A 25,974-nucleotide genomic window follows, 5' to 3' on the forward strand; every position below is an offset into this window, starting at 1 on the left:
CAATGATCCTGCGTCAACGCCTCGAAAACCTCCCGGTCGGCCGCAAGCTGCTACTCGCCCTGCTCGTTCTCCTGGCTGCGGTCCTGCTGGTGTCCAACCTCACCTTCATCAGCGCCGCCTACTGGATCTCGCGGCAGAGCGTAGCGCCCCAGGCCATGCATACGCTGGGCGAACTGTTCGCTACCGAAGAACTGAGCACGCGCGCGCTGACCTCACCAGAAGCGGCAAATTCGCTACTCAGACGCCTGGACGGCTATGCGCCGCTGCGCGCAGCGGTCATCTACGACCGCGACGGCAACAGCCTGGCACAGGTCCAGCAGGGCGAGCGCCTGCGTCTGCCGGAACGGCTGAGCGCGGTCGCCGACTGGCGCGCCGGCGAGATCCGCGCCAATCTGCTGGTCCGCTTGCCACAACCGGACGGCAGCGCCGGGCATCTGCTGATGGTCGCCAGCAGCGAACTGCCCGGGGCGTTCTACACCGGCACGCTGACCGCGAGCCTGGCGATCCTCGTGGCCAGTCTGCTGCTGTGGGTTCTGGTCGTCCGGCAGATCCGCCAGCTGATCACGCGGCCAATTCGCGACCTCGAAGCGTTGTCCCGCCAGGTAACCCGCGAGGAGAACTACTCGCTACGGGCCAAGCCCGGCAACCAGGACGAGATCGGTCGCCTGGCCGACGCTTTCAACACCATGCTGTCACGCATGGAGGCTCGCGAGCAGCAGCTCAAGCGCGCCCGTGACGATGCCCAGGAAGCCTTCGATCACGCCCAGGGGCTGGCCGAGGAAACGCGGCACTCCAACCGCAAGCTGGAGCTGGAGGTCCAGGTTCGCAGCAAGATCGAGCAGAAGCTCACCGGCTTCCAGAAGTACCTCAACAGCATCATCGATTCGATGCCCTCTGCGCTGATCGCCCTCGATGAGCAGCTCTACGTCACCCAGTGGAATCAGGAAGCCAGCGCCCTCTCCGGAACGCCGCTGGACGACGCGCTGAATCAGCCGGTGTTCGTCGCCTTCGAGCCGCTCAAGCCCTTCCTGGCGCAGATCCGCCGCACTTCCGAGCAGCATGTGGTGGAAAAGATCGAGCGGGTGACCTGGCAGCGCAACGACGAGCCGCACCACTATGCACTGACCTTCTACCCGCTCAGCGGGGCAGGTGGTCGCGGCGTGGTGATCCGCATCGACGACATCACCCAGCGCATCAACATGGAAGAGATGATGGTGCAGTCGGAGAAGATGCTCTCGGTGGGCAGCCTGGCCGCCGGCATGGCTCACGAGATCAACAATCCCCTCGGCGCCATCCTGCACAACGCGCAGAACATCCGCCGCCGGCTTTCGCCCGAACTGGAACGCAATCGCGAGGCAGCGGAGGAAACCGGCGTGCGCCTGGAGGCGGTCAACCAGTATCTGCAACGCCGCGAAGTACCGCAGTTGCTCGACGGCATCCAGCAGGCCGGCTCCCGGGCCGCGAAGATCGTCAGCCACATGCTCAGCTTCAGCCGCATGAGCAACCGGCAGCTGGCCGATTGTCAGCTGCCGATGCTGATCGACCAGGCGCTGGAGATCGCCGGCAACGATTTCGCCCTGATGGAGGGTTTCGATTTCAGGTCGATCGAGATCGTTCGCGACTTCGATCCGCAGATCGATCGCGTGCCCTGCATCGCCAACGAACTGGAACAGGTTCTGCTCAATCTGCTGAAGAACGCCGCCCAGGCAATCCACCAGAACCAGGCTCAGGAACGCGGGCGCATCATCCTGCGCACTCGACTGAACCCGCCATGGGCAGAGATTCAGGTCGAAGACAACGGTGGCGGCATTCCGGAGAACGTTCGCAAACGCATATTCGAACCGTTTTTCACCACCAAGGAAGTCGGTCAGGGAACCGGACTGGGCCTTTCCGTCTCGTATTTCATCATTACCAACAACCACCAGGGCCAGATGGAGGTGCAGTGCCAACCCGGCCATGGCTCCACGTTTACCCTGCGCCTGCCACTGAGTTCGCCTGGCGAGCCGCCGGCGGCCTGAACAAGGAACCAATAGATGGGCAATCGACTGTCGAAGATCTATACCCGTACCGGCGATAGCGGTGAAACCGGCCTGGGCGATGGCCGCCGGGTCGCCAAGGATCATCCCCGTGTGGAAGCCATGGGCGAGGTCGACACGCTCAACAGTCAGCTCGGTCTGCTGCTTGCCGAACTGGCTGAGGCGCAGGTGCAATGGCCGGCGCTCGATGAGCTGATCAGCGTGTTCGGGCCTTGTCAGCACCGCCTGTTCGATCTTGGCGGCGAGCTGGCCATGCCCGATTACCAGGCGCTGCAGGAAAGCGAGATCGAGCGCCTGGAGCAGGCCATCGACAGCTGGAATCAGGAGCTGGGGCCGCTCAAGGAGTTCATCCTGCCGGGCGGTTCCAGGCTCATCGCCCTCGCCCACCTGTGCCGCAGCGTGACGCGCACTGCCGAGCGCCGCTGCCAGCAGCTCAATGCCAGCGAAACCGTGCGCCCGGTGCTGCTGGCCTATCTGAACCGGCTGTCCGATGCGCTGTTCGTCGCCGCCCGCCTGATTGCGCGGCGCCAGGGGTGTGGCGAGATCCTCTGGCAACCCGCCGCCGCGGCAGCCCGCGCGGATGACTGAGCACCGCGTGGATCAACAGGCGCGACGGCGCGACGGGCTGCATGCCGCCTGGGAAGCCTTCATCGTCCTGCTGGTCTGCGTGAACCTGGCGCTGATCCTGTTCGACAGCCTGTTCGCGCTGCAGCCAGTCAACACGGCGCTTGCCAACCTGATGCCGCAACTGCACGAGCGCTATCAGCAAAGCATCCACGCCAACTTCCAGTACATCGACCTGTGGTTCGTCGCGGTCTTCCTTCTCGACGTGCTGCTCGGCTGGACGGTCGCGCTGTTCGAGCGCCGCTATGCGCGCTGGTACTACTACCCGTTCGCCCACTGGTATGACGTGCTCGGCTGCATTCCGCTGGCGGGGTTCCGCTGGCTGCGGGTACTGCGGGTTGGCAGCCTGCTGATCCGCCTGCAGCGTCTGGGCCTGATCGACATGCGCCGCTGGGCCGTCTACGGGCTGTTCAGCCGCTACTACTACCTGTTGATCGAGGAGCTCTCCGACCGGGTGATGGTGCGCCTGTTCGGCCGCCTGCAGCAGGAGATCGGCGCCAGCGATGACCTCTCCCGGCGTCTTCTGCAGGAGGTGGTCCGACCGCGCAAGCAGCGCGTGCTCAACGACCTGTCGCGGCGCCTGCGGGACATGCTGGAGACCGGTTACCGGGACAATCGCGGCGCCATTGAAGGCTATGTCAGCCAGCTGATCCACCAGGCGCTGCAGGACAATCCGGAGATGCACAGCCTCAGAAGGCTGCCGCTCGGCAATCGACTGGCCGCGACGCTCGACGACGCGCTCAGCGATATCGCCGCACGCCTCCTGCAGGGCACCGTCGAAGGCATGCGCGGGCCGCAGTTCCAGGCCCTGGCCGCCAATCTCGCCGACGAGTTCTTCGATGCCTGGGTCTATCAGGATGAACACACCGACCTGGCCCTGGAAGAGCTGTTGGTCGATGTCATCGAAGTACTCAAGCAGCAGGTGCTCGACCGACGCTGGAGTCGTTTCGTCGGACCGACGCCACCCGCAACGCCGCCAGATTGATCGGATCAGCTCGACTGCGCCGCGCCGCGCCCGGGCTCCTCGCCCTCATCCACGCCCCGGAAACCGGCTGCCGACTTTTCGTCGAGACGCGCACCAATGACCATTTCCGTCGCCCAGTTGACCAGGATCGATGTGTAGGCCTCCTGGCAGCGCTCGTTGCTCAGCGCATGGTCGGCGCCATCGATGATGCGATGGGTCAGCGACTGGGTGCGGTGAAAGGCGGCGCGATAGCTCATGATGGTTTCGTGAGGCACGAAGGTGTCGTGCTGCGACTCGACGATCAGTACATCTCCGCGAAAGGCGGAGCAAGCGGCCAATGCACGGTTCTCTTCCGGCAACACCCGCCGGCTGCGCAGTTGATTGAGCACATCGCGGTCCAGCTGGCGCTTGGGCAGGTTCCAGTCCTCGTCGCGATAGAGCGCAGGCACCCGCAGCGCCAGCCATTTGACCGGCCGCAGAGAGGTCAGGATGGTGGCCAGATAACCGCCATAGCTGGTCCCGACCACGGCGATGGCGGACGGATCGATATGCGGATGTTGAGCAAGCAGGTCGTAGGCAGCCAGGAGATCGGCGAGGTTCTGCTCGCGGGTCACCGATTCCTGTTGTGCGCGGGTCTGCGCGTGTCCCCGCAAGTCGAATGACAGGCAGACACAGCCGAGCCCGGCGATGCCGCGGGCGCGGGTGAGATCGCGCTGCTGGCTGCCGCCCCAACCGTGAACGAACAGCACGCCGGGCATCTTGGCCGGCGGTGAAAGGAACGTACCGGCGATATGCTCATCGCCAACCAGAATGTCTACTGTCTCGCTATGCGTCGCCATATTGCTCCACCACTACGCATTTGGTGACGAAACCAACCTCTTCATCCTGCCCCTGATACAGGATCGTGGCTGCCGCCGGCGCCGGGCGTTCTCGACCATAGATCTCGAGCGAAGATGCCCTTACGACTCGCGCGCCCGTGCCCTGACGGAAGAGTTCCAGTGCCGCGATTTCAGCGCTGCTGGCGCCGCCGATGCGCCAGGATTGTTCCAGCACACCCGAGCGCGGCTGGCCGCGACCGTCGATCCCCTGGGCGATGTCGTAGTTGCGCCTGGAGGCGAAGAAGTTTCGGTAGCAGGCCGAAGCGGCCTCGTCGTACACCTGTGCCTGGCTGACGGCGAGCCGCGTGGTTTCCGTTAGATCAAGCGCCAGCAACGCCTCGAAGTCACCGTCCACGACGACCAGATCGGAACCGCCATACACCTCGTTGCCGGCGTTATCCTCGGTCAACCGCTGGGTACCGTAGTAGCTCGCCAGGCGGCCGCCGACCCGCACCTGTCCGACGCTGAAGGTCGTGACGTGCTCCAGATGGGCCTCTAGCACCAGGCCGTACTCGGCCAGCTCCTGCTCATCGAGCGCAAACAGAGCCTGATCGAGGGCATCACTGTCATCGACGCGCTGCTGGCCGCGTCCACCGGTAGCTCGGACCGGCTTGATGCGCACAGAGCCCTCGTGCAGCAGCCGACGCCCGGCATCTCTGGCATCCTCCAGACTGAAGACGCTATAGCCAGCGAGCACACTGCCCTTGACCTGCGTACTGAAATCGCGCGACCAGCCGACCGGCGCAGCGGCGTCCGGGCGAATCAGTGGGTGGGTGATGGCCTTGGTTTCGACGAAGGCCTGCGGTACCACACCGCCGAACAGGTCAGCCTCCCCGCACAGGCCCAGCGCCTGGGCTTCACGCAGGCCGACCACCGTGCCGGATGGCACGAGATAGGGCTGAGCCTCATAGCGACGGGTCGGATCGTAATCGCCGCCATAAGTCAGCCCTAGCAGTGCAGCCAGACGCTCGGCCAAGGCTGCATGTACGACCCGTTCGTGCTGTGGCTCATTGGGACGGTTGGCATGGGTCAGTACGACCCTGCGCGAGTTTTGCGACGTTTGCGCATTCATCATTTCGTGGACAGCTCCATGGACTGCTCGACAGGCGCGCCCGGAGCCCATGGCCATCGCGAGCGCTCGCTACCACCTGAGCCGTAGCGCGGTGTACCGCAGTAGACCGCAGACACCTCGCAACGATCCTCGGCAGACCGCCGGGCGAATCCAATGACCTCCCAACCAGACGTAAAAAAAAGGGGAGCAACCTGGCGGTTGCTCCCCTTCTTTTCGCGCTTCGATCAAGCCGGCGCGGAGGTTCGGATCAGGTGATCGAAGGCGCTCAGCGAAGCCTTGGCGCCTTCACCCACGGCGATCACGATTTGCTTGTACGGCACCGTGGTCACGTCACCGGCGGCGAACACGCCGGGGATGCTGGTCTGGCCCTTGGCATCGACGATGATTTCGCCGAAGCGCGACAGCTCCAGGGTGCCCTTGAGCCATTCGCTGTTGGGCAGCAGGCCGATCTGCACGAAGATGCCTTCCAGCTCGACGCTGTGCATTTCTTCGCTGGTGCGGTCCTTGTAGACCAGGCCGGTGACCTTCTGGCCGTCGCCCATGACCTCGGTGGTCTGCGCCATCTTCAGCACGCGGACGTTGGGCAGGCTGTTGAGCTTGCGCTGCAGCACGGCGTCGGCACGCAGCTCTTCGCCGAATTCGAGCAGGGTGACGTGGGCGACGATGCCGGCCAGGTCGATGGCCGCTTCCACGCCGGAGTTGCCGCCGCCGATCACCGCCACGCGCTTGCCCTTGAACAGCGGGCCGTCGCAGTGCGGGCAGTAGGCGACACCACGGCCGCGGTACTCCTGCTCGCCCGGCACGTTCATTTCGCGCCAACGCGCGCCTGTAGCCAGAATCAGGGTCTTGGCCTTGAGCTCGCCGCCATTCTCGAACTGCACCCGATGCAGGCCGTCGTCGCCGGCCGGGATCAGCTGACTGGCGCGCTGCAGGTTCATGATGTCGACCTCGTACTCGCGCACGTGCTCTTCCAGCGCGCGGGCCAGTTTCGGGCCTTCGGTTTCTTTCACCGAGATGAAGTTCTCGATGGCCATGGTATCGAGCACCTGACCGCCGAAGCGCTCGGCCGCGACGCCGGTGCGGATGCCCTTGCGCGCGGCGTAGATCGCCGCTGCCGCGCCGGCCGGGCCACCGCCGACCACCAGCACGTCGAAGGCGTCCTTGGCCTTGAGCTTCTCGGCATCACGGGCGCTGGAACCGGTGTCGAGCTTGGCGAGGATCTCTTCCTCGCTCATGCGGCCCTGGGTGAACAGCTCGCCGTTGAGGTAGATGCTCGGCACCGACATGATCTGGCGGGCTTCGACCTCGTCCTGGAACAGTGCGCCGTCGATGGCCACGTGCTGGATGTTCGGGTTGAGCACGGCCATCAGGTTCAGCGCCTGGACCACGTCCGGGCAGTTCTGGCAGGACAGCGAGAAATAGGTTTCGAAGCGGTAGTCGCCGTCGAGCGCCTTGATCTGCTCGATCACCTCCGGTGCGGTCTTCGACGGGTGCCCGCCGACCTGCAGCAGGGCCAGCACCAACGAGGTGAACTCGTGGCCCATGGGGATGCCGGCGAAGCGCAGGCTGATGTTGCCGCCGATGCGGTTGAGCGAGAACGACGGCTTGCGCGCATCGTCGCCATCGGTCTTCAAGGTGATCTTGTCGCTGAGGCCGGCGATGTCCTGCAGCAGGCTCAGCATTTCCCGGGATTTCTCGCCGTCATCGAGGGACGCGACGATCTCGAAGGGCTGGGTGACCTTCTCCAGGTAGGCTTTCAACTGGGTCTTGAGATTGGTGTCCAACATGAGCAGCGGTACCCCGTACGGAATTCAGGAAATAAAACGCCCGGACGGTTCGCGTCCAGGCGTTGGGTTGCCAGAGGGCTTTGACCAGCCCCCCAGCACGCAGGGCAGATAGGCGAAGCCTTAGATCTTGCCGACCAGGTCCAGCGACGGAGCCAGGGTCTTCTCGCCTTCTTTCCACTTGGCCGGGCAGACTTCGCCCGGGTGAGCGGCGGTGTACTGAGCGGCTTTCAGCTTGCGCAGGGTCTCGGACACGTCACGAGCGATCTCGTTGGAGTGGATCTCGACGGTCTTGATCACGCCTTCCGGGTTGATCAGGAAGGTGCCGCGCAGCGCCAGACCTTCCTCTTCGATGTGCACACCGAAAGCGCGGGTCAGCTGGTGAGTCGGGTCACCGATCAGCGGGAACTGAGCCTTGCCAACGGCCGGCGAAGTTTCGTGCCAGACCTTGTGCGAGAAGTGGGTATCGGTGGTGACGATGTACACCTCGGTACCGGCCTTCTGGAACTCGGCGTAGCTGTTGGCAGCGTCTTCGATCTCGGTCGGGCAGTTGAAGGTGAAGGCAGCCGGCATGAAGATCAGCACGGACCACTTGCCCTTGAGGGACTCTTCGGTGACTTCGATGAATTTGCCGTTGTGGAAGGCGTTGACTTTGAAAGGCTGGACCTGAGTGTTGATCAAGGACATCTACTAACTCCTTAGCGGGTTAAGAATTTGACGGGGCCTACGATAGCGCAACCAGACGCATAACGTTATTGATTAAGGGAATAGCACCGATTACATATATCTATCAGTGAAACATCCGATCGCGCGTGTATGCGGCGACAGCTACGCCAGTGACCAGCCACGCCGGCCACGGTTCAATCTGGCCAGAAGGATCGGATTGCAGCGACACCCTGAGCCCCAATACGCACCGCATGAGCGAGGTCCGCTTCACCCAGTCCCCCAAGCAGATAAACCGGCTGACTGAACCCTGCCAACAGCGCCGCGACACGCGACCAACCTAAGGGTGAGCTATCCGGATGGCTGGCAGTGGCTTGCACCGGCGACAACGTGACGAAATCTACTCCCAATGCCGTGGCCAGTTCCAGCTCCCTTTCATCATGGCACGAGGCTGCAAGCCAGCGTTCACCCGCAATGGGACGTGCAGCGCCATCGAACAGTCGGAGCTGCTCCGCCGTCAGGTGCCAACCGGCATCCGGAAAGTCGCTCGCCCAGTCCAGCGGTCCCTTGAGCATGACCCGCGCACGGCCTGCGCATAGGGCAAGCACACGCTCGGCGAGCGATCGATAGTCGAGCGATGAGAGCGAAGGTGCACGCAGCTGAATCAGCCCGAAATCTGCGTCGAGCGCCTGTGCTAGCCCGTCGAGCAGCCGTTCGGCGGACAGGCCATCCGGTGTGATCAGATAACGCTGGGGCAGGCGGGCAGCAGCGACGATCGGCCGATTGGCCTCAGGAAAGCGATAAGCAGCGAGTTCATCGGCCGGCACCCACTTCAACGGCTGCCCCTCGACACCATGCGGTTCGCCGATGAATGCAGTAACCTCCCAGACGTCTAGGAGGACATGCTTGTCCGGGTAGTCATGACGCACTTGGATCAGCGGGCGAGCCGCCGTGACCTGAATCGCCAGCTCCTCCAGCAGCTCCCGCGCCAGCGCCGCTTCGACCTGCTCACCTGCCTCGACCTTGCCGCCCGGGAATTCCCAGAGGCCACCCTGGTGCTTGTCGAGTGGTCGCTTGGCGATCAGCACCGCTCCTTCAGCGCCGCGAATGACCGCTGCAGCGACATGAACTCGCTTCATTCCCGCATCTCCTGTCGGCTAGCTTGCGCCCTGGGCCGGCAGAGCCGGCCACGCCCGGCTCATCCTGTCGTCGCACTCTGGCCAATCACCGGCCATCCGCTGCGAGACGCTCGCGCAACGGAGGCCACCAGGCGCTGTCAGGTGCGGTACTCGGCGTTGATCTTCACGTACTCGTGGGACAGGTCGGTGGTCCAGATAGTCTCGCTGCAGCTGCCGCGGCCCAGTTCGATACGGATGGTGATCTCCTCGCGCGCCATCACCGCGGCGCCCTGCTCTTCGGTATAGCTGGGCGAGCGTCCGCCTTGGCTGGCGATGCAGACCTCGCCGAGGAACACGTCGATCTTGCTCACATCCAGTTCCGGCACACCGGCGTAGCCGACGGCGGCGAGAATGCGCCCCCAGTTCGGGTCGGACGCGAACAGTGCGGTCTTGATCAGTGGCGAATGGGCCACGGCGTAGGCGACATCCAGGCATTCCTGATGATTGCCGCCACCGTTGACCTGCACGGTGACGAACTTGGTTGCGCCCTCACCGTCGCGGACGATGGCCTGGGCTACTTCCATGAACACTTCGAGCACCGCCTGCTTGAGCTTGCCGAACAGCTCGCCGGAGGCGGAGGTGATCTCCGGCAGCGCCGCCTGGCCGGTGGCAATCAGCATGCAGCAGTCGTTGGTGGACGTGTCGCCGTCGATGGTGATGCGGTTGAAGGATTTGTTCGCCGCATCGCGCACCAGATCCTGCAACACGTTGCCGGCGACCTTGGCGTCGGTGGCGATGTAACCGAGCATGGTCGCCATGTTCGGCCGGATCATCCCGGCGCCCTTGCTGATACCGGTGATGGTGACGGTCACACCGTCGTGCTGGAACTGCCGGCTGGCGCCCTTGGGCAGCGTATCGGTGGTCATGATGCCGGTCGCGGCCTCGGCCCAATGATCGGGCGAGAGGTCGTCGAGCGCGGCCTGCAGTGCCGACTCGATTTTCTGCACCGGCAGCGGTTCGCCGATCACGCCGGTGGAAAACGGCAGCACGGCAGTCTCGTCGACTCCGGTGATTGCCGCCAGCGCGGCGCAGGTGTGACGGGCATCGGCCAGGCCCTGCGGCCCGGTGCCGGCGTTGGCGTTACCGGTGTTGGTCAGCAGGTAGCGCACCGGACCGTGCATGCGTTCGCGGGTGATCAATACCGGTGCGGCACAGAAGGCGTTGGTGGTGGTCACTCCAGCCACTCGCGAGCCTTCGGCACAGCGCATCACCACCACGTCCTTGCGGCCGGGGCGCTTGATGCCGGCGGAGGCGATGCCCAGCTCGAAGCCGGGAACCGGGTGCAGCGTAGGTAAAGGACCAAGACCGACAGCCATGGGACGCTCCTTCAGACAGTGGTGGCCAACAGGCCAGGTAACGGGGGAGAAAAACGCCGCGAGCGGCACAGGCCGGTCGCGGCGCGGATCAACGGGACGAGGTCGCGCTTACTGGACCTGACCGTGGCAATGCTTGTACTTCTTGCCCGAGCCGCACGGGCAGGGCTCGTTGCGTCCGATCTTCGGCTCGGTACGTACCGGAACGGCAGCGACGTCGGGTTGCCCTTCGACTTCCGCGTCCTCCTCCGGCTGGTCCAGAGCCGACACCTCGGCGTGCTGGAACTGCATGCGCTTGGCCAGCTCCTCGGCTTCGCGGCGCAGACGGGCTTCTTCTTCGGCCGGATCCTCGCGGCGAACCTGAACATGGGAGAGCACGCGGATGCTGTCGCGCTTGATCGATTCGAGCAGGTCCTGGAACAGCGCGAAGGACTCGCGCTTGTATTCCTGCTTCGGGTTCTTCTGCGCATAGCCACGCAGGTGAATGCCGTGGCGCAGATGGTCCATGGTCGACAGGTGTTCTTTCCACAGGTCGTCGAGCACACGCAGCACGATCTGCTTCTCGAAGGAACGTAGCGCTTCGGCGCCAGCCAGCTCTTCCTTCTCGTTGTAGGCGGCCAGCAGCGCGTCGAGAATGCGCTCACGCAAGGTTTCTTCGTAGAGTTTCTCGTCCTCGTCGAGCCATTGCTGGACCGGCAGGCGCGTACCGAAGTCGCTGTAGAGCACCGCTTCCAGGCCCGGGATGTCCCACTGTTCCGGCAGCGACTGCGGCGGAATGTGCGCGCTGATGGCCGCATCCAGCGCTTCCTGGCGGAACTCGGCGATGGTCTGACCGATTTCATCGGCGGCCAGCAGGCTGTTGCGCATGTGGTAGATCACCTTGCGCTGCTCGTTGGCCACATCGTCGTACTCAAGCAGCTGCTTGCGCATATCGAAGTTGCGCCCTTCGACCTTGCGCTGCGCCTTCTCGATGGCGTTGGTGACCATGCGGTGTTCGATGGCCTCGCCGGATTCCATGCCCAGCGCCTTCATGAAATTCTTCACCCTGTCGGAGGCAAAGATGCGCATCAGGCTGTCTTCCAGCGACAGGTAGAAACGGCTCGAGCCCGGGTCGCCCTGGCGACCCGCACGACCACGCAGCTGGTTGTCGATACGCCGCGATTCGTGACGCTCGGAGGCGATCACGTGCAGACCGCCCGCTTCCAGCACCTGCTGGTGACGCTTCTGCCAATCGGCCTTGATCTGCGCGACCTGCTCTTCGCTCGGATTCTCCAGGGCCGCCACCTCAACTTCCCAGTTGCCGCCGAGGAGGATGTCGGTACCGCGGCCCGCCATGTTGGTGGCGATGGTCACCGCGCCGGGACGTCCAGCCTGGGCAATGATCTCGGCTTCCTTGTCGTGGTGCTTGGCGTTGAGCACCTTGTGCTCGAAGCCTTCCTTTTCCAGCAGGCGCGAAACGTATTCGGACGTCTCGATGGTGGCCGTGCCGACCAGCACCGGACGCCCCTGCTCGCGGCATTCCTTGATGTCGGCGATGATCGCGGCAAACTTCTCCTCCTGGGTCAGATAGACCAGGTCGTTGAAGTCCTTGCGCGCCAGCGGCTTGTTGGTCGGAATGACCACCACCGGCAGGTTGTAGATCTGCTGGAATTCGAATGCCTCGGTATCGGCGGTACCGGTCATGCCGGAGAGCTTCTTGTAGAGGCGGAAGTAGTTCTGGAAGGTGGTCGAGGCGAGGGTCTGGCTTTCCGGCTGGATCTGCAGCCCTTCCTTCGCCTCGATGGCCTGGTGCAGGCCTTCGGAAAGCCGGCGGCCCGGCATGGTCCGGCCGGTGTGCTCGTCGATCAGCAGCACCTGATTGTTCTGCACGATGTATTCGACGTTGCGGTGAAACAATTTATGCGCACGCAGACCGGCATAGACGTGGGTCAGCAAGCCCAGGTTGTGTGCCGAGTACAGGCTTTCACCCTCTGCCAGCAAACCGGCCTGGGTCAGCATCTCCTCGATGTACTGGTGGCCCTGCTCGTTCAGTTCGACCTGGCGCGTTTTTTCATCGATGCTGAAGTGCCCTTCCTGGGTAACGACGCCCTCTTCTTCCTCGATATGCTGCGTGAGCCGCGGAATCAGCTGATTGATCTGCTGGTACAGCTTGGAGCTGTCCTCGGCCTGACCGGAGATGATCAGCGGAGTACGCGCTTCGTCGATGAGAATGGAGTCGACTTCGTCGATGACGGCGAAGTTGAGCTCACGCTGGTTCTTCTCTTCCAGGCTGAACGCCATGTTGTCGCGCAGGTAGTCGAAGCCGAATTCGTTGTTGGTGCCGTAAGTAATGTCAGCGGCATAGGCGGCACGCTTTTCTTCCGGCGGCTGGAACGGTGTGACGATACCGACGGAGAGGCCGAGAAATTCGTACAGCGGGCGCATCCAGTTGGCGTCGCGGCGGGCCAGGTAGTCATTGACCGTGACTACGTGCACACCCTTGCCGGCCAGCGCATTGAGGTACACGGCCAGGGTCGCCACCAGGGTCTTGCCTTCACCGGTACGCATCTCGGCGATGCGCCCCTCATGCAGGGTCATGCCGCCGATCAGCTGCACGTCGAAGTGGCGCATGCCCATCACGCGCTTGCCAGCCTCGCGGCAGACGGCGAACGCTTCGGGGAGGATCTGATCGAGGGTTTCGCCTTTCTCGAGACGGGCCTTGAACTCTTCGGTCTTGCTGCGCAGTTGCTCGTCGGAGAGCGACAGCATCTGCTCTTCGAGTGCATTGACGGCTTGCACCGCCTTGAGCATGCGTTTGACTTCACGCTCATTCTTGCTTCCAAAGAGTTTCTTCAATAAAGGCGCAAACATATCGACAAAGACTTCCATGCTGGGGATGGAGGCACGTCCGCGAGGTCACGGCTGCGTGCAAAGCGGCCATTCTACTCGGAAACGGCACTGAGGAAAGGTGCCTGACTGCGCAGCGCGGCGACCCGCCGATGGCGCTGGCAGGCGACCGTTCGGCGCTCAACATGGGGCTCACCAAGTCACATTTCAACCGGACGCCACCCTCCAGCGGCCGGCTTCGGCCTTGCGCGCATCTGCTACCATGAGCACCGTTATCACGGATCTTCCGACCATCATGGCCTTTCGCCCATCACCGGCCCGCGCCCCGGCCTCCCTGCTACGCGAAGCAAAGCCGCTCAGAGCCTTGTTCGGTGAGGCGCTGCGACTCGAGCGCCTTCAGCAGTTGCTGGAAAGCCAACTGCAGCCGGCTGCGCGCGAACATTGTCGGGTGGCATCCTGGCGTGAAGGCTGTCTGCTGCTGATCGTCACCGATGGCCATTGGGCCACGCGCTTGCGTTACCAGCAGCGCCGCCTGCAGCGCCAGCTGGAAGCCATGGATGAGTTTGCCGGACTGCTACGCATCCAGTTCAAAGTGCAGCCACCGCCACCACCGAGACACAAGCCCGCCGCTACGCCCCCACTGTCGAGCAACGCGGCAGACAGCATTCAGGCCGCAGCTCAGGGCATTCGGGATCCGGGACTGCGAGCCGCACTCGAGCGCCTGGCCAGCCGCGGCAAAACCAGCGACTGACATCCTGCTACAAATGCGCGCCGCGTCCTTGCGCAGCCTCGGCCGGCACGGGTTAGCATGAGCCCGTCAATGCGGAGGTGTTCCATGTCGCTAAGCCGTTTGTTCGCAGGAGCGCGCTCATGCTGATCGGCGCCCTGCTCATCCTCACCTGGCTGGTACTGCTGATCCGCTACCCGCTGAGGGCCGTGCCGATCTCGCTGGGGGCCGTGCTCGGCCTCGCACTCGTCGCCGGCTGGGTGCTCTGGCAGGAACATCGTGAGGAACAACTGCTGGCGCGCCTCGAGATTCGGCTGAGCCACGACCCGCAGCGCTGTCCCGGCGCTCAGCCGTTGCATGTGCAACTGGTCAACCACACGGACAGGAAACTGCAGAGCCTGCAATGGGAAGTGACCGCCTATTCTCCGGGCTCACGCACAAACCTTGCACGCCGCGCCTACGATGCTCCCACCTACCAGGGGCCCGGCGATCTGCAACCTGGCGCCCGCTGGGAATCCTGCCTACCCCTGCCGCTGCTGCGCAGCGGATATCGCGCCGCGACCTTGGAGTTTCATGCCGAGCGGCTGCAAGGGCGTTTCGTTCGCTGAAGCAACGGCACACTACCAATCTTTGCCGCACCCGCTTATGCTGTACAAATACACAGTATCAATCTGCCAATAACCGAGGTGGTAAATGGCCGTCGAAGTGGTGTACCGCAGCAGTCGGGACCTGGAGCGTTTGTTCATGGATAAAGCCGAAGCCGATCGTCATGACAAGATGCTGGAGCTGGCCGAGACGCTAGCCACGGTTTTGCAGCAGGCTTCGCCATCGCTCAGCGAGCAGCAGGCCGAGGACATCGGCATCTATATGGCCAAGCATCGAGAGCTATTCGCCAAGGCGTTCAAGAGCAGCCCGGAAGCACTGTCAGAATTGATAAGCGGCGCCTGAACTCAGCGCGCAGGGCATGCGGCCTTTCGCTGCACCCGAGCCGATCTGCGGGGGAAACTTGTCGCTACCTGCCGGGTCCATTGCTGGCAGCCACCCCATACAGGTATCCAGGCATGACGAGTCCATTCCAGAAGATCAGTGATGTGTTTCGTCCCCGCTATAACGTCAACTTCAGCATCGAGAAGCCGGACGGCAGCATTCTGCTTACGCTGACCAGTGCTGAGGGTGTCGCGGTCAAGCGTTTCATCAGTGCGCAACAGTGGCGCGATCAGCAGCAGTTGCAGCGCTTGATCACCAGCCTGCAGGTGAGTCTGGCCATCGAACGCGGCGAACAGTTACCGCCTCGAGGCGCCTCGATGCTCCAACCCGTCTCGCTGTAGGAACACCAACCTGATTGCCTGCAGGTTGCCCGCTTCACCTTACCCCGCCTCAAAACAACAACAAGATCTTACCCGTCGACTGTCAGTCCCTGACTCGCAGCGCACCGTTGTGCCTGGGCTTTGCCGCCCTGGCGCAACGGTGAAGCCTATCCAGATACCCTCAGAGCCAGGCCAACGCCTTGGCCTTTGCCACCGCCTGCGTTCGACGCGCTACGCCCAGTTTGGTATTTATTCGGCGGGCATGCGTCTTGACCGTATGTAGAGAGATGAATAGCTGCTCGGCTATTTCCTGGTTGGAACAACCCTGCGCGATCAGCCGCAACACGGTCAGCTCACGATTGCTGAGCACGGTTTCATCCGTTATCGCCTGTACCGTCTCCGGCTCACGCTCGTAGTGGAGTAGGCGCTGGCGAAGCGACTCGCCTTTCGCCGTAGCAGGCAGAACGCGAGCCAGCCACTGGGGTTGGCGGTGGTGAAGCTCGTAAAGCGGCTTTACCAGATGCTGACGAGCCGCCTCGGCCAGCGCCGAACGCAGCTCCGTTTCGGCTTCGGCTGTCTGGCCCGCAGCCTGAAGCGCCTCGGCCAGGCTAAATCGGCATTCACATGCCAGGCCCAGCCGCTGGGTCCGCAGGTTCTGTTCGACCTGTGCGCGCAGCTCGGTAATCGCTCGCTGTGGCTGCCCCTCCAGCACATCGATGACCGCAAGATAGCGCCGCAGCCGGGGTAGCAGCTCGTAGAATCCGGAAGGCGACAGGTAGCCGTGCCCCTCGTAGAGATCCAATACCTGGCAGAGCGCACCTCGGGCCTTGCGCAGTTCTCCCTGGTGGAGCCACGCGACACCGTTGATGAGCGGTAGAATTCCTCGAAAACGCGCCTCCGGAACATGACGCCACTGTGAAAGCCGCTCGGCGTCGCGCAACCAATGATAGGCACAGGCGAATTCCTGGCTTCGCGCGGCCAGCTCGGCCAGCCCGACATAGCCGAAGAAGCAGTAGGAATCGCCACAGGTCTCGGTCTCCTCCTTGCCGAGCTGATAAGCCTCCTGAGCAGGCTCATCCAGCCCCTGATAGGCCAACAGATGACCCTGCAGAAGTTGCAAGCGGCCGATCAATGGACTATGCCGAACCGTTTCGCGGAGGGCCTGCAATGCTTCATTCAGCACACCGACGGCGCGCTCGAACTCACCGGTGAGCTCCAACAGCTGGATACGGTCCACGCTGAGCATCATCTCGTAAAGCACGCTGCCCTTGAGCCGAGCCAGCTTCATACCCTCGCTGTTGTACTGTTGCGCCAGCTCCAGCTTGCCCTCGGACATCGCCTGCTGGGTCAGCACCTGATAGCAGAGCACGCGCTGCGCCCAAGCATGATCGGACAGCACCTCAAGCGCCTGCAGACAATTTTCCCGAGCCCCAGGCTCTCCACGCAAGCGCGCAAGAAAGCCTCGCAACGCCTGCCATTGCGCCAGCAGTTGCGCCTGCCGCCGGGCATCGGGCTGAGGAAAGAATTTGGCCAGTTCGGCCAGACAGTCTTCCACTTCATCCAGACGCGCCGAGATGATCAGTGCCCACCCCTGAAGCACGATCAACCGCGTGGTACTGGCAAACAGATCCTGCGGCAGCTCGCTTCGCCATTTGAGGAATCGCGAAACGTTGTCGCCGATCAGCAACTGTTCCTGCCCGTAACGCTGCAGGTAATTGGCCGCGACTTCCGGCTGGCCTGCCCACAGGGCATGCTCCACCGCCTCGCGCATTTCGCCGCGGCTGGCGAACCATTGACAGGCACGCAGATGCACCTGGGTCGGCGCAGCCGCGTCAGCCAGGCGTTGGAGCATCAACGCCAACGGCTTCCACAAGCGAAACCACTCGCCGCAATTGTCGATCTGCCTGATGAATAGCTGGCGCGTCTTGAGTACATCGAGAATTTCACTGCCGACGCCATCTAGCACATGGTCACAGAGCTCGGCCGAGAAACGCGGCATACGCGCCAGGGCAAGCAGCGCGCGGCGCACTTCGTCGCCCAGCCCGGCCAGAACCTCGCGTTGCACGTAGTCACGCAATAACGGCGTGCCGGCCACAAGCCGCTCGCGCAGCGCCTGCTCATCGGCGCCGAGCAGCATCAGGCAGACGCCCGCCGGCCACCCTTCCATACCGCGGTGGAGCTGTTGAAAACTTTCCGGCGAAAGCGCCATTCGCTGAGCAGCGAGCATTCGCTCGAGCTCATCCTCGGTGAAGGCGAGAGCCTCGGCATCGAGTTCGCACAGATGTCCCTGCAACAAAAGCCGTGGCAGCTTCCATGCAGGCTGACGACGACTGGAGACCCACCAGCTGACCGATGTAGGTCCAATGTCCAGCAGCATGTCGAGGCAGGCATCCAGCTCCGCATCGCAGTCGCGCGGGTAATCGTCGAGCATGATCCACAGAGGCTGCCGCAACCGGCGCAGCAGCGTGAGAATTGCAGTGTCGGCGCTCCCGACCAGCTCATCTTGCTGACCCAGGGCTCCGCTGAGCTGGCTGTACAGAGCGCCCACGCTACAGGCCCTTCCGCCCAGGTCCAGCCACACCATGTGCGTGCCCTCCGGCACGAGCCGAGCGCATTCGCTCATCAGCACGGTTTTGCCGAATCCTGCCGGAGCACAGATCAGACGCAAGCGACAATCGGCGGCGAGTAGAGACTGAACGAGTCTCGGCCGCCCTATGTGCGCCGGCGGAAGTCTCGGAATAGACGCGAGTTGGTCTGCGGCTCCTGCCTCTGCACTGAGCGCATCAGGAATGAAGCGTACGGACATGGCGACGGTTCTCTTATTCGAATCAGTCCATTGAAACACAGCACGGCCTCGCCCGACGCCACCATCAATGGCATGCCCGTCGTCAGCGAGGCATCTGCGCCCGGCAGCGAACGCAGACGCTGGAACGACTCTTGTCGGTTGCGAACGAGCCGGGAAACGAACCAGTAAGCTGAAATTATCATCCGCTGGTTCGAAACAAAAAAAAAGGCGGCCAGTCGGCCGCCTTATTCATCAGCTGGATGGAACCCGATCAGCGAACTCCGGCGTTACGCAGAGCTGCTGGCGTGAAGTCCCGGGCGGACGCACGGTAACCGTACTCGTGGGGCTTTTCCTCATTGCTCATGCCGATGGCGATGTAGCGACCAGAGATGATGTCGTACAGCGCTTCGAACGCATAAGCGGGCACCTTGTGCTGGTAGTACTGGAGCGAATGGGCTTCGCCTACCCGCCACAGTTGACCACGACCGTCGTAGAGCTCCGACTGGACGATGGTCCAGCTGTCTTCGTCAACGAAGAAACGACGCTTGGCATAGATGTTCCGCTCGCCGCTCTTGAGCGTGGCCTCGATCTCCCAGACGCGGTGCAGCTCATAGCGCGCCAGATCCTGATTGACGTGACCAGCCTTGATGATCTGGTCGTACTTCAGGTCGCTGGAGGCGATCTCATAGCTGTTGTAAGGGATGTACAGCTCTTTCTTGCCGATCAGTTTCCAGTCGTAGCGATCCGGGGCGCCACTGAACATGTCGAAGTTGTCAGTGGTACGCATACCATCGGAAGCGGTACCCGGTCCGTCGTAAGCAACCTGCGGCGCGCGGCGAACACGACGCTGACCAGCGTTGTAGATCCAGGCCTGACGTGGATCCTTCACCTGATCCAGCGAATCATGCACCAGCAGTACGTTACCAGCCAGTCGCGACGGTGCTGTCACGCGCTGTTTGAAGAACAGCAAAGCGTTCTTGGCGCGTTCCGGATCCAGGTCCGTCATGCCCAGCGGAAAGGCCACCTCGTCCTCGAAGTGGACCATTGTGTAGCTGCCGTTGGTTTGCGGAGTCGCCTGAACGATGTTGCGTCGCACATTGCCGCCGCGATAGCGGGTGATGTGGTTCCAAATCACTTCCAAGCCGTTCTTCGGAATCGGGAAGGCGTAATAGCGGCTGTCGGTGAAGTTGGCGAGACCATTGCCACCTTCGACGAGCTCGGTATTCAGCGCGCTTTTCTTGGCGGCCTCATAGATCTCGTCCGGGACCGCTACGGAGCGGTGAGTCGGAAAGACACGGATTTTGTAGGTTTCCGGGTAGCGCTTGAACATGGCCATCTGACCTGCGGTCAGCTTGTCCTTGTACTGCTCGGCGTTCTGCGCGGTGATCACGAACTTGGGTTGTTCGTCCTTGAAGGGGTTGGTCAGATGACCATTCTTGAGCGGCGCGGCATCGGTTTTCAGGCCACCGGTCCACTCAGGAATGGTGCCGTCTGCGTTACCAGCCTTCTCCGCGCCCAGCGGCGTGAGGGACGTTCCGAGCTTGGCGGCTTCTTCGGGGGAAACCGCGGCCATCACACTGCTGGCGAGCAGAGAGAAGGCCAAGACACTGAATAGCTTTCTTGTTGTTTTCATACGATTCCAGTTCCTCTTGATCTTGTTTACCGGAGGCCTTGCTTATCGTCGTAGTCCGGCCGACCTTCCTCATCGGCCGGACACAGCGCTGGTCTCCTTAGAAGTTCACGCCCACGCTGAACGCGAGGAAGTCACGATCAACCAGCGTGTTGTAGTCGCCGCCGAAGAAGTCGGTGTAGGACAGGCTGGCGGTGTACATGTTTTGGTACTCGGCATCCAGACCAATGCTGACCGCTTTGGAGCCTTCGTTGAACAGACCGTTCGGGCCATAACCGTCGACATCGTGGGAAAACGACAGGTTGGGCTTGAAGTTGATACCGGCAAAGACGTTGTTGTAGTCCGCAATGGCGCGCAGGCGATAACCCCAGGAGTTAGCGGTTACGAAGCCATCATTCCCATACTCTGGCGTATCCAGACCATAAATGGAGTCACGACCGTAACGAAGCTCGCTCTTACTTTCCAGCCCGCCTACATGTGCATAGCCGATCTCACCCACTACGGTGACTCGCCCAGCGCCCAAGACCTGATCGAAGAAGTGCGTAAACGTGGTCTGTAGCTGAGTGACTTCCTTGCGGTTATAGCCCCGATGTTCGATACCCGCCTGGCCGATCGCACCCGCGAAGTCACCGGCAGCAATGGAACCGCCGATGCCGGTAGCAAGCAATCCGGTGGTATATGTAGAGTTGAGAGCTACCGGAAGGTTTGGCCTATAGCTGATTTCACCAGACCACGCTGTGCCTGTTGGCAAGGTCGTAGAAAAGCTTGCGCCATACAAGCGGATATCTTCTGGATACTCAAGATAGTACTCGCCGTTGCTTAGCAAAGCGGCAGATGCCAGGCCGCTAAAGGCCGCCCCTGATGGAAGCTGACCGCCTGGAGACGGAGTACCGAGAAGCCCTAACAACGCCTGGATCTCGGCGGCGGATGCATTCTGGTAGCCGACGGTTGGCGTACGGCTGTGGTAGTTCATGAAATACAGACCGTATTCGGCCACGTCACCCAGCCACCGAAACGCAAATCCATACTGACCGGAATCTCGGGCATCCCGGTCACCACCACGCGGAACTGTTACACCTTCAGGCCCCACGATAATGCCTAGATCGTCCAGGCCGGCATAATAGTCGGCACCGATCAATGCATTTAGCTGATCAATCGTAACCCCAGCACCAATGATAGCGTCGCGCTGAGCAGCAGATAGGACCGTGTAATTATCATCGCAACCATCGGCTGCAACGTCATTACTGGCGAAGAAGGTGCCGCAATTGTCGATGATCGTTTGATCCCATTCGAGCTGATAGAACGCCTCCATGCTGAGTCGATCAGTCAGACTCTGCGAGACGTAGAGCATATTGACAGGAATCAGGCCTTCCTTGATTTCAGCACCGGGACGACGGAAAGCGGCCGCATCCAATGGGTTGATCGAGTTGATGCTGTTACCAATAAAAGTACTCTCACCCCAGCTCACTACTTGCTTTCCGAGACGCACGGTCCCCGGCAAATCACCAATCGCATAGTTGTGATAAAGAAACGCGTCCAGAATCTGCGCACCCGATGATTGAGCCGCCTCTTTCCGGTTGCTATCGCTGATATCCTTGAACAGACGACTTTCATCCTTCAGTTCGAAGTCATACCAGTACTTACCACGAATAAAGGCGCCGCTATCGCGATAACGAAGCTCAAGATCATGGACACCTTTGAAAATCTTGGAAAACGTTTCGCCCTTCTTGAAGTTAAGCCGCCCATCATCCCCTGTCTGGGTATAGCCAGTTCCTCCATTGGCCAAGCCGACCAGATCCATATCCCTGTCCGCCATGGACCAGCTGGCACCGATGGACATCGCCGAGTCGAATTGCCCTTCGATCTCTCCGATATTGAAGTTCACAGCGTAGGCCGGGGCGGCAGTGCCCAGCGCAACGGCGAGAGCTAGAGACTTCGGCTGGAAGATTCCTTGCCTTGTTGTTTTTGTCATGAGGCGCTCCTGGTTGGTTCGAAGTGCGTCAACCCTACCCAGACGTAGAAGGAGGGTTAAGCGCACTAAGGTTTGATTTAGCTTGTAATCCTTTAGTATGAATAGCCTTTCCAGCAGTGGCTTTCAGCGTGATTTCGTTCGGCCATGCGTATTAAGGACGTTCTGAGCTTAGCCGCGAACGCTAGCAGCGCAAAGCCCGCCGCAGAGCCTTTCGTGCGGTTGGAATGGAGAAATGTCGGCTGGTTATCCGAAAGTAGTATTCATCACGCCGATAAGGCAGCCCAATCCGTCTGGATCAAGGCAGCCGGCATTGTGAACCGCGAAAGGTAGCCAGCCCAACAACGAGCGGATCAGGCGTGGGCACGCCGCCGCTGCGTTACTTTAGGAAGCGCAATGGGGCCAATCGAAACGTAACCGCCGCAGCGCCCAGATCGAAGCGCGCATGGCTGTCGCCAGGACAGCGAATCGTCGCGGCCACGTGGCTGCGCACCCATTGCGGGCGCGCATGACCATGAGCTCCGCCGAGACGCTTACATGCCTTTTACGGCGTAGATACCCGGGGCGTTGCGCCAGTAGCCCTTGTAGTCCATCCCGTAACCAAAGATATAGCGGTCGATGCAGCTGAGCCCAACGTAGTCCGCTTTCAGATCCGGGCGCGCCTTGCGCTGGTGGTCCTTGTCGATCAGCACGGCGGTATGCACGGCAGCAGCCCCGGCATGACGGCAGAAATCGATGATTGCGCCCAGCGTGTGCCCCTCATCCAGGATGTCATCGATGATCAGCACATCGCGATCGATGAAGGAAATCTCCGGCTTGGCCTTCCAGAACAGCTCGCCGCCGCTGGTCTCGTTGCGGTAACGGGTCGCATGCAGGTAGGACAGCTCAAGGGGGAAGTTCAGCTTCGGCACCAGTTTGCCGGAGAAGATCAGCCCGCCATTCATGACGCAGAACACCACCGGATTGCGCTCGGCCAGCTCGGCGTTGATGGTTTCGGCAACCTTGGCGATCGCCGCTTCGACTTGCTCTTCGGTGTACAGGCAGTCTGCCTCGGCCATGACTTGGCGAATATGTGCGAGATCGACGGACATGAAGCGATTCCCCCAGAGAGTTTAGTTGGGAGCACCAGCCGGGGCTGGCAGCTCGTGCGGTTGAATCGCCGTATTGCCAGGCGAACCCGGACAGCGAAAAACCTGACCGAACAGCCGGTTTTCGGCCGTTCGCGAAAGGGCGGGGAAGATACCCACCCTCGCCGTGCGCAGCAAGTCTGCTGGCCGGATGACACGCGAATAGCCGCTGACCCGACGATGCTTTAATCTAAGCCGGTTTATTTGCCCGCCGGAGCCCACAATGCCCATTCGAGAGATCCGCCACCCGCTGATCCGCCACAAGCTCGGCCTGATGCGCCGTGCAGACATCAGCACCAAGAACTTCCGTGAACTGGCGCAGGAAGTGGGCTCGATCCTCACTTATGAAGCGACCTCGGATCTCCCGCTGGAACACTACAGCATCGACGGCTGGTGCGGCCCGGTGCAGGTGGAAAAGATCTCCGGCAAGAAGATTACTGTAGTACCGATTCTGCGTGCCGGCATCGGCATGCTCGATGGGGTGCTCAGCCTCATCCCCGGCGCCAAGGTCAGCGCTGTCGGCATCGCCCGCAACGAAGAGACGCTGCAGGCGCAGACCTATTTGGAAAAGCTGGTTCCGGAAATCGAACAGCGCCTGGCGATCATCATCGACCCGATGCTCGCTACCGGCGGTTCGATGGTCGCCACCATCGACATGCTGAAAAAGGCGGGCTGCAAGGAGATTCGAGCCCTGGTCCTGGTCGCCGCACCGGAAGGCATCGCCGCCGTCGAGAAGGCGCACCCCGACGTGCTTATCTTCACCGCATCCATCGACCAGCGCCTGGATGAGCACGGTTACATCGTTCCGGGCCTGGGCGATGCCGGTGACAAGATCTTCGGCACCAAGCAGAAGGACATCTGAGCATGTCGCATCCCGAAGAGCCGGTAGGCCGGCAGGTACTGGCCGGCGCGCAAATGCTGTTCGTCGCCTTCGGCGCACTGGTGCTGATGCCGCTGATCACCGGCATGGACCCCAACGTCGCTCTGTTCACTGCCGGTCTCGGCACGCTGTTGTTCCAGCTGGTCACCAAGCGTCAAGTGCCAGTATTCCTTGCATCGAGCTTCGCCTTCATCGCCCCGATCATCGCTGCCAAGGGCGAGTTCGGCCTGCCTGCGGTCATGGGCGGCGTGATGGCTGCCGGACTGGTGTACATCGTGCTCGGCTTCGCCGTGCGCCTGAAAGGCCCGGGCTTCATTGACCGCCTGTTGCCGCCCGTGGTCATCGCACCGGTGATCATTTCCATCGGTCTGGCACTGTCGCCGGTAGCAGTGAACATGGCCATGGGCAAGGCCGGCGACGGCAGCGCCCAGCTCATCCCGTACCACACGGCGATGCTCATCTCGATGCCAGCGCTGGTCACCACGCTGCTGGTGGCGGTGCTGGGCAAGGGTCTGTTCCGCCTGGTGCCGATTCTCGCCGGGGTCGCCGTTGGTTACGGGCTTTCGCTCATCTTCGGCGTGGTCGACACCAGCGGCATCGCCGCAGCACCCTGGCTGGCGATGCCCAACTTCATTGCGCCGGAGTTCAACATCGGCGCCATCCTGTTCATGGTCCCGGTCGCCCTGGCCCCGGCGATCGAGCACATTGGCGGCGTGGTCGCCATCGGCAGCGTCACCGGCAACAACTATGTGAAGAAGCCAGGGCTGCATCGCACGCTCCTGGGTGACGGCGTGGCGACATCCGCAGCCGGCCTGTTTGGTGGACCGCCGAACACGACCTACGCCGAAGTAACGGGCGCGGTGATGCTGACCAAGAACTACAACCCGAAGATCATGACCTGGGCGGCGATCTTTGCCATCGCCCTGGCCTTCATCGGCAAGTTCGGCGCCGGCCTGCTGAGCATTCCGGTACCGGTCATGGGCGGCATCCTCTGCCTGCTGTTCGGCTCGATCGCCGTGGTCGGTCTGAGCACCCTGATCCGCCACCAGGTCGACCTGTCCGAAGCACGCAACCTGATCATCGTCTCGGTGACGCTGGTGTTCGGTATCGGCGGCATGGCGATCGGCTACGGTGAATTCACCCTGTCCGGCATCTCGCTGTGCGCGATCATCGCGCTACTGCTCAACCTGGTGCTGCCCGGTGGCGAGGGTTGGCGCAACAAGCAGCTGAACGAAGAAGTCTGAAACAAACGGCCCCAGCGTCCGCTGGGGCCGTCCGCCTCTCTGCCCGAGTCGATCACATCGGCTAGACTGCCGTCATGACTGACTCGACCATCCCGCTCAAGCAACTCGAAGACCCCATCGTCAGCTGCTCCACCTGCGCGGCGTGCTGCTGCCGTCTCGAAGTCATGCTGTTCGGCGATACCGGTGTACCGCAGCGATTCATCGACAGGGATAGCTGGGGCGGCGAAGTGATGCGGCGGCTGGATGACGGCTGGTGCGCGGCGCTTGACCGGGACAGCATGCGCTGCACTATCTATGCACATCGCCCGCTGATCTGCCGCGAGTTCGAACTGGGTTCGCAGGATTGCCGCGAGGAGCGCAAAGGCAGCGCCACGGCGTATGGCTGAGGCCGCCTGAGGGAGCGCTGCAGGGCCGGCGACAGCCCTGCAGCCTGGACGCTATCGCTTAGAACGCCATCCGGTAGTGCAGAGCGTAGCTCTCGACGCCGTCGTTCGGCTTCTTGATACCCGCGTTGGAGTAATGGATCGCACGTACGCCGACCTCATGGCCGCCGGCGAAGCGCAGACCTGCACCGATACGGTCCTCGAACTGGAACGACGACCCCAGACGGTTGCCTTCCACCTCGGTGTTTTCAAACGCCGCCACACCGATACCCGCCTCGACGTAAGGCTTGACCGACTGGCCGGCGAACTCGTAGACGAAGACCGGTGCCAGTGAAATGCTGTGATTGCTGGTGGACTCGTCGCCCTCCCAGTAGGTGTAACCTGCATCCCAATAGCCGGTCAGTCGCCCGACGCTGGTCTGGAACCAGCTCCTGTTGAAGTCGAATTGCGCACCCAGGCGATAGGTCATGGTCGACTCATCGGTCTGACCGACCGCAACGGTGAGATCCACGGCGTGAGCAGCCGCCATCTGCCCCAGGGAAATCGCCGCTACCGCAGCCAGGGAGGACAGTTTTTTCATGGGA

At 62.1% G+C, this 25,974-nt stretch carries 22 protein-coding genes; 10 read left to right on the forward strand and 12 right to left on the reverse strand.

Annotated features, from left to right (window positions below; all coding sequences use genetic code 11):
* Positions 1–2 precede the first annotated feature (2 nt).
* From OUY36_RS16860 to OUY36_RS16870, 3 genes are read left to right on the forward strand one after another with little or no spacing between them, the layout of a single operon-like run.
* On the forward strand, positions 3–2,018 hold the full coding sequence (locus tag OUY36_RS16860) for a sensor histidine kinase (RefSeq protein ID WP_267935198.1): 2,016 nt from the start codon (positions 3–5) through the stop codon (positions 2,016–2,018).
* 15 nt (positions 2,019–2,033) lie between these two features.
* Positions 2,034–2,624 carry a cob(I)yrinic acid a,c-diamide adenosyltransferase gene (locus OUY36_RS16865; protein ID WP_267935200.1) on the forward strand — a complete coding sequence of 197 codons (591 nt, stop codon included), beginning with the start codon at positions 2,034–2,036 and terminating at the stop codon, positions 2,622–2,624.
* On the forward strand, positions 2,617–3,645 hold the full coding sequence (locus OUY36_RS16870) for an ion transporter (protein WP_267935201.1): 1,029 nt from the start codon (positions 2,617–2,619) through the stop codon (positions 3,643–3,645). The genes OUY36_RS16865 and OUY36_RS16870 overlap by 8 nt, the downstream gene beginning before the upstream one ends.
* A 5-nt stretch (positions 3,646–3,650) precedes the next feature.
* Here the strand turns inward: OUY36_RS16870 and OUY36_RS16875 are convergent, their stop codons facing one another.
* From OUY36_RS16875 to secA, 7 genes are all read right to left on the reverse strand, one after another.
* Entirely contained in the window at positions 3,651–4,463 is an 813-nt protein-coding gene (locus OUY36_RS16875; protein WP_063540080.1) for an alpha/beta hydrolase family protein, read from the reverse strand.
* Complete coding sequence (locus OUY36_RS16880) at positions 4,450–5,577, reverse strand: DUF3182 family protein (RefSeq protein WP_267935202.1); 1,128 nt, start codon at positions 5,575–5,577, stop codon at positions 4,450–4,452. The genes OUY36_RS16875 and OUY36_RS16880 overlap by 14 nt, the downstream gene beginning before the upstream one ends.
* Before the next feature lie 221 nt (positions 5,578–5,798).
* Entirely contained in the window at positions 5,799–7,361 is a 1,563-nt protein-coding gene (gene ahpF, locus OUY36_RS16885; RefSeq protein WP_267935203.1) for an alkyl hydroperoxide reductase subunit F, read from the reverse strand.
* A 120-nt stretch (positions 7,362–7,481) separates the two neighbouring features.
* Positions 7,482–8,045: an alkyl hydroperoxide reductase subunit C gene (gene ahpC, locus OUY36_RS16890; protein WP_003284760.1), complete on the reverse strand. Its 564-nt coding sequence runs from the start codon at positions 8,043–8,045 to the stop codon at positions 7,482–7,484.
* A 173-nt stretch (positions 8,046–8,218) separates the two neighbouring features.
* The gene (locus OUY36_RS16895; RefSeq protein ID WP_267935204.1) at positions 8,219–9,160 is read right to left on the reverse strand and encodes a Nudix family hydrolase; all 942 of its coding nucleotides are present in this window, start codon (positions 9,158–9,160) and stop codon (positions 8,219–8,221) included.
* 137 nt (positions 9,161–9,297) lie between these two features.
* Entirely contained in the window at positions 9,298–10,515 is a 1,218-nt protein-coding gene (gene argJ, locus OUY36_RS16900) for a bifunctional glutamate N-acetyltransferase/amino-acid acetyltransferase ArgJ (RefSeq protein ID WP_267935206.1), read from the reverse strand.
* 108 nt (positions 10,516–10,623) lie between these two features.
* Positions 10,624–13,362 carry a preprotein translocase subunit SecA gene (secA, locus tag OUY36_RS16905; RefSeq protein ID WP_102839755.1) on the reverse strand — a complete coding sequence of 913 codons (2,739 nt, stop codon included), beginning with the start codon at positions 13,360–13,362 and terminating at the stop codon, positions 10,624–10,626.
* Positions 13,363–13,633: 271 nt separating this feature from the next.
* Between secA and OUY36_RS16910 the strand changes: the two genes are divergently transcribed.
* The 4 genes from OUY36_RS16910 (at position 13,634) to OUY36_RS16925 (ending at position 15,393) form a co-directional block, all read left to right on the forward strand.
* Positions 13,634–14,089: a DciA family protein gene (locus OUY36_RS16910; RefSeq protein ID WP_234492829.1), complete on the forward strand. Its 456-nt coding sequence runs from the start codon at positions 13,634–13,636 to the stop codon at positions 14,087–14,089.
* A gap of 119 nt (positions 14,090–14,208) precedes the next feature.
* Entirely contained in the window at positions 14,209–14,673 is a 465-nt protein-coding gene (locus OUY36_RS16915; protein WP_253752179.1) for a multidrug transporter, read from the forward strand.
* 85 nt (positions 14,674–14,758) lie between these two features.
* On the forward strand, positions 14,759–15,013 hold the full coding sequence (locus OUY36_RS16920) for a YebG family protein (RefSeq protein WP_063540087.1): 255 nt from the start codon (positions 14,759–14,761) through the stop codon (positions 15,011–15,013).
* 113 nt (positions 15,014–15,126) lie between these two features.
* Complete coding sequence (locus tag OUY36_RS16925) at positions 15,127–15,393, forward strand: DUF3509 domain-containing protein (protein WP_102839752.1); 267 nt, start codon at positions 15,127–15,129, stop codon at positions 15,391–15,393.
* A gap of 160 nt (positions 15,394–15,553) precedes the next feature.
* On the opposite strand, the gene OUY36_RS16930 is transcribed toward OUY36_RS16925, so the two are convergent.
* From OUY36_RS16930 to OUY36_RS16945, 4 genes are all read right to left on the reverse strand, one after another.
* Positions 15,554–18,178, reverse strand: a complete 2,625-nt coding sequence (locus OUY36_RS16930) for a LuxR C-terminal-related transcriptional regulator (protein ID WP_156246178.1) — start codon at positions 18,176–18,178, stop codon at positions 15,554–15,556.
* 250 nt (positions 18,179–18,428) lie between these two features.
* On the reverse strand, positions 18,429–19,790 hold the full coding sequence (locus OUY36_RS16935; RefSeq protein ID WP_063540090.1) for a DUF1329 domain-containing protein: 1,362 nt from the start codon (positions 19,788–19,790) through the stop codon (positions 18,429–18,431).
* Between the two features lie 97 nt (positions 19,791–19,887).
* Positions 19,888–21,759 (reverse strand): DUF1302 domain-containing protein, encoded by a 1,872-nt coding sequence (locus tag OUY36_RS16940; protein ID WP_156246177.1) that lies wholly within the window; start codon positions 21,757–21,759, stop codon positions 19,888–19,890.
* A 530-nt stretch (positions 21,760–22,289) separates the two neighbouring features.
* Positions 22,290–22,847, reverse strand: a complete 558-nt coding sequence (locus OUY36_RS16945) for a hypoxanthine-guanine phosphoribosyltransferase (protein ID WP_102839748.1) — start codon at positions 22,845–22,847, stop codon at positions 22,290–22,292.
* A gap of 259 nt (positions 22,848–23,106) precedes the next feature.
* Between OUY36_RS16945 and upp the strand changes: the two genes are divergently transcribed.
* The 3 genes from upp to OUY36_RS16960 all read left to right on the forward strand — a co-directional run bounded on the left by upp (position 23,107) and on the right by OUY36_RS16960 (position 25,393).
* Positions 23,107–23,745 carry a uracil phosphoribosyltransferase gene (gene upp, locus OUY36_RS16950; protein ID WP_013983760.1) on the forward strand — a complete coding sequence of 213 codons (639 nt, stop codon included), beginning with the start codon at positions 23,107–23,109 and terminating at the stop codon, positions 23,743–23,745.
* 2 nt (positions 23,746–23,747) lie between these two features.
* A complete protein-coding gene (locus tag OUY36_RS16955) occupies positions 23,748–25,007 on the forward strand; it encodes a uracil-xanthine permease family protein (RefSeq protein WP_063540092.1) in 1,260 nt (419 codons plus the stop codon).
* Positions 25,008–25,081: 74 nt separating this feature from the next.
* Positions 25,082–25,393 carry a YkgJ family cysteine cluster protein gene (locus tag OUY36_RS16960; RefSeq protein ID WP_063540093.1) on the forward strand — a complete coding sequence of 104 codons (312 nt, stop codon included), beginning with the start codon at positions 25,082–25,084 and terminating at the stop codon, positions 25,391–25,393.
* 58 nt (positions 25,394–25,451) lie between these two features.
* On the opposite strand, the gene OUY36_RS16965 is transcribed toward OUY36_RS16960, so the two are convergent.
* Entirely contained in the window at positions 25,452–25,970 is a 519-nt protein-coding gene (locus OUY36_RS16965; protein WP_014597501.1) for an acyloxyacyl hydrolase, read from the reverse strand.
* Positions 25,971–25,974 lie beyond the last annotated feature (4 nt).

It is taken from the genome of Stutzerimonas sp. R40042 (genome assembly GCF_026642215.1).
In the GTDB taxonomy this organism is placed as follows: Bacteria; Pseudomonadota; Gammaproteobacteria; order Pseudomonadales; family Pseudomonadaceae; genus Stutzerimonas; species Stutzerimonas frequens.

Bases quoted from the DNA above. Each gene is read 5' to 3' on its own strand.
- OUY36_RS16945 (WP_102839748.1), bottom strand. From the start codon at position 22,847: ATGTCCGTCGATCTCGCACATATTCGCCAAGTCATGGCCGAGGCAGAC.
- OUY36_RS16935 (WP_063540090.1), bottom strand. From the start codon at position 19,790: ATGAAAACAACAAGAAAGCTATTCAGTGTCTTGGCCTTCTCTCTGCTC.
- OUY36_RS16865 (WP_267935200.1), top strand. From the start codon at position 2,034: ATGGGCAATCGACTGTCGAAGATCTATACCCGTACCGGCGATAGCGGT.
- ahpC (WP_003284760.1), bottom strand. From the start codon at position 8,045: ATGTCCTTGATCAACACTCAGGTCCAGCCTTTCAAAGTCAACGCCTTC.
- OUY36_RS16880 (WP_267935202.1), bottom strand. From the start codon at position 5,577: ATGATGAATGCGCAAACGTCGCAAAACTCGCGCAGGGTCGTACTGACC.
- OUY36_RS16875 (WP_063540080.1), bottom strand. From the start codon at position 4,463: ATGGCGACGCATAGCGAGACAGTAGACATTCTGGTTGGCGATGAGCAT.
- secA (WP_102839755.1), bottom strand. From the start codon at position 13,362: ATGTTTGCGCCTTTATTGAAGAAACTCTTTGGAAGCAAGAATGAGCGT.
- OUY36_RS16860 (WP_267935198.1), top strand. From the start codon at position 3: ATGATCCTGCGTCAACGCCTCGAAAACCTCCCGGTCGGCCGCAAGCTG.
- OUY36_RS16930 (WP_156246178.1), bottom strand. From the start codon at position 18,178: ATGTCCGTACGCTTCATTCCTGATGCGCTCAGTGCAGAGGCAGGAGCC.
- OUY36_RS16870 (WP_267935201.1), top strand. From the start codon at position 2,617: ATGACTGAGCACCGCGTGGATCAACAGGCGCGACGGCGCGACGGGCTG.
- OUY36_RS16895 (WP_267935204.1), bottom strand. From the start codon at position 9,160: ATGAAGCGAGTTCATGTCGCTGCAGCGGTCATTCGCGGCGCTGAAGGA.
- ahpF (WP_267935203.1), bottom strand. From the start codon at position 7,361: ATGTTGGACACCAATCTCAAGACCCAGTTGAAAGCCTACCTGGAGAAG.
- OUY36_RS16920 (WP_063540087.1), top strand. From the start codon at position 14,759: ATGGCCGTCGAAGTGGTGTACCGCAGCAGTCGGGACCTGGAGCGTTTG.
- argJ (WP_267935206.1), bottom strand. From the start codon at position 10,515: ATGGCTGTCGGTCTTGGTCCTTTACCTACGCTGCACCCGGTTCCCGGC.
- OUY36_RS16915 (WP_253752179.1), top strand. From the start codon at position 14,209: ATGCTGATCGGCGCCCTGCTCATCCTCACCTGGCTGGTACTGCTGATC.
- upp (WP_013983760.1), top strand. From the start codon at position 23,107: ATGCCCATTCGAGAGATCCGCCACCCGCTGATCCGCCACAAGCTCGGC.
- OUY36_RS16940 (WP_156246177.1), bottom strand. From the start codon at position 21,759: ATGACAAAAACAACAAGGCAAGGAATCTTCCAGCCGAAGTCTCTAGCT.
- OUY36_RS16960 (WP_063540093.1), top strand. From the start codon at position 25,082: ATGACTGACTCGACCATCCCGCTCAAGCAACTCGAAGACCCCATCGTC.
- OUY36_RS16965 (WP_014597501.1), bottom strand. From the start codon at position 25,970: ATGAAAAAACTGTCCTCCCTGGCTGCGGTAGCGGCGATTTCCCTGGGG.
- OUY36_RS16910 (WP_234492829.1), top strand. From the start codon at position 13,634: ATGGCCTTTCGCCCATCACCGGCCCGCGCCCCGGCCTCCCTGCTACGC.
- OUY36_RS16925 (WP_102839752.1), top strand. From the start codon at position 15,127: ATGACGAGTCCATTCCAGAAGATCAGTGATGTGTTTCGTCCCCGCTAT.
- OUY36_RS16955 (WP_063540092.1), top strand. From the start codon at position 23,748: ATGTCGCATCCCGAAGAGCCGGTAGGCCGGCAGGTACTGGCCGGCGCG.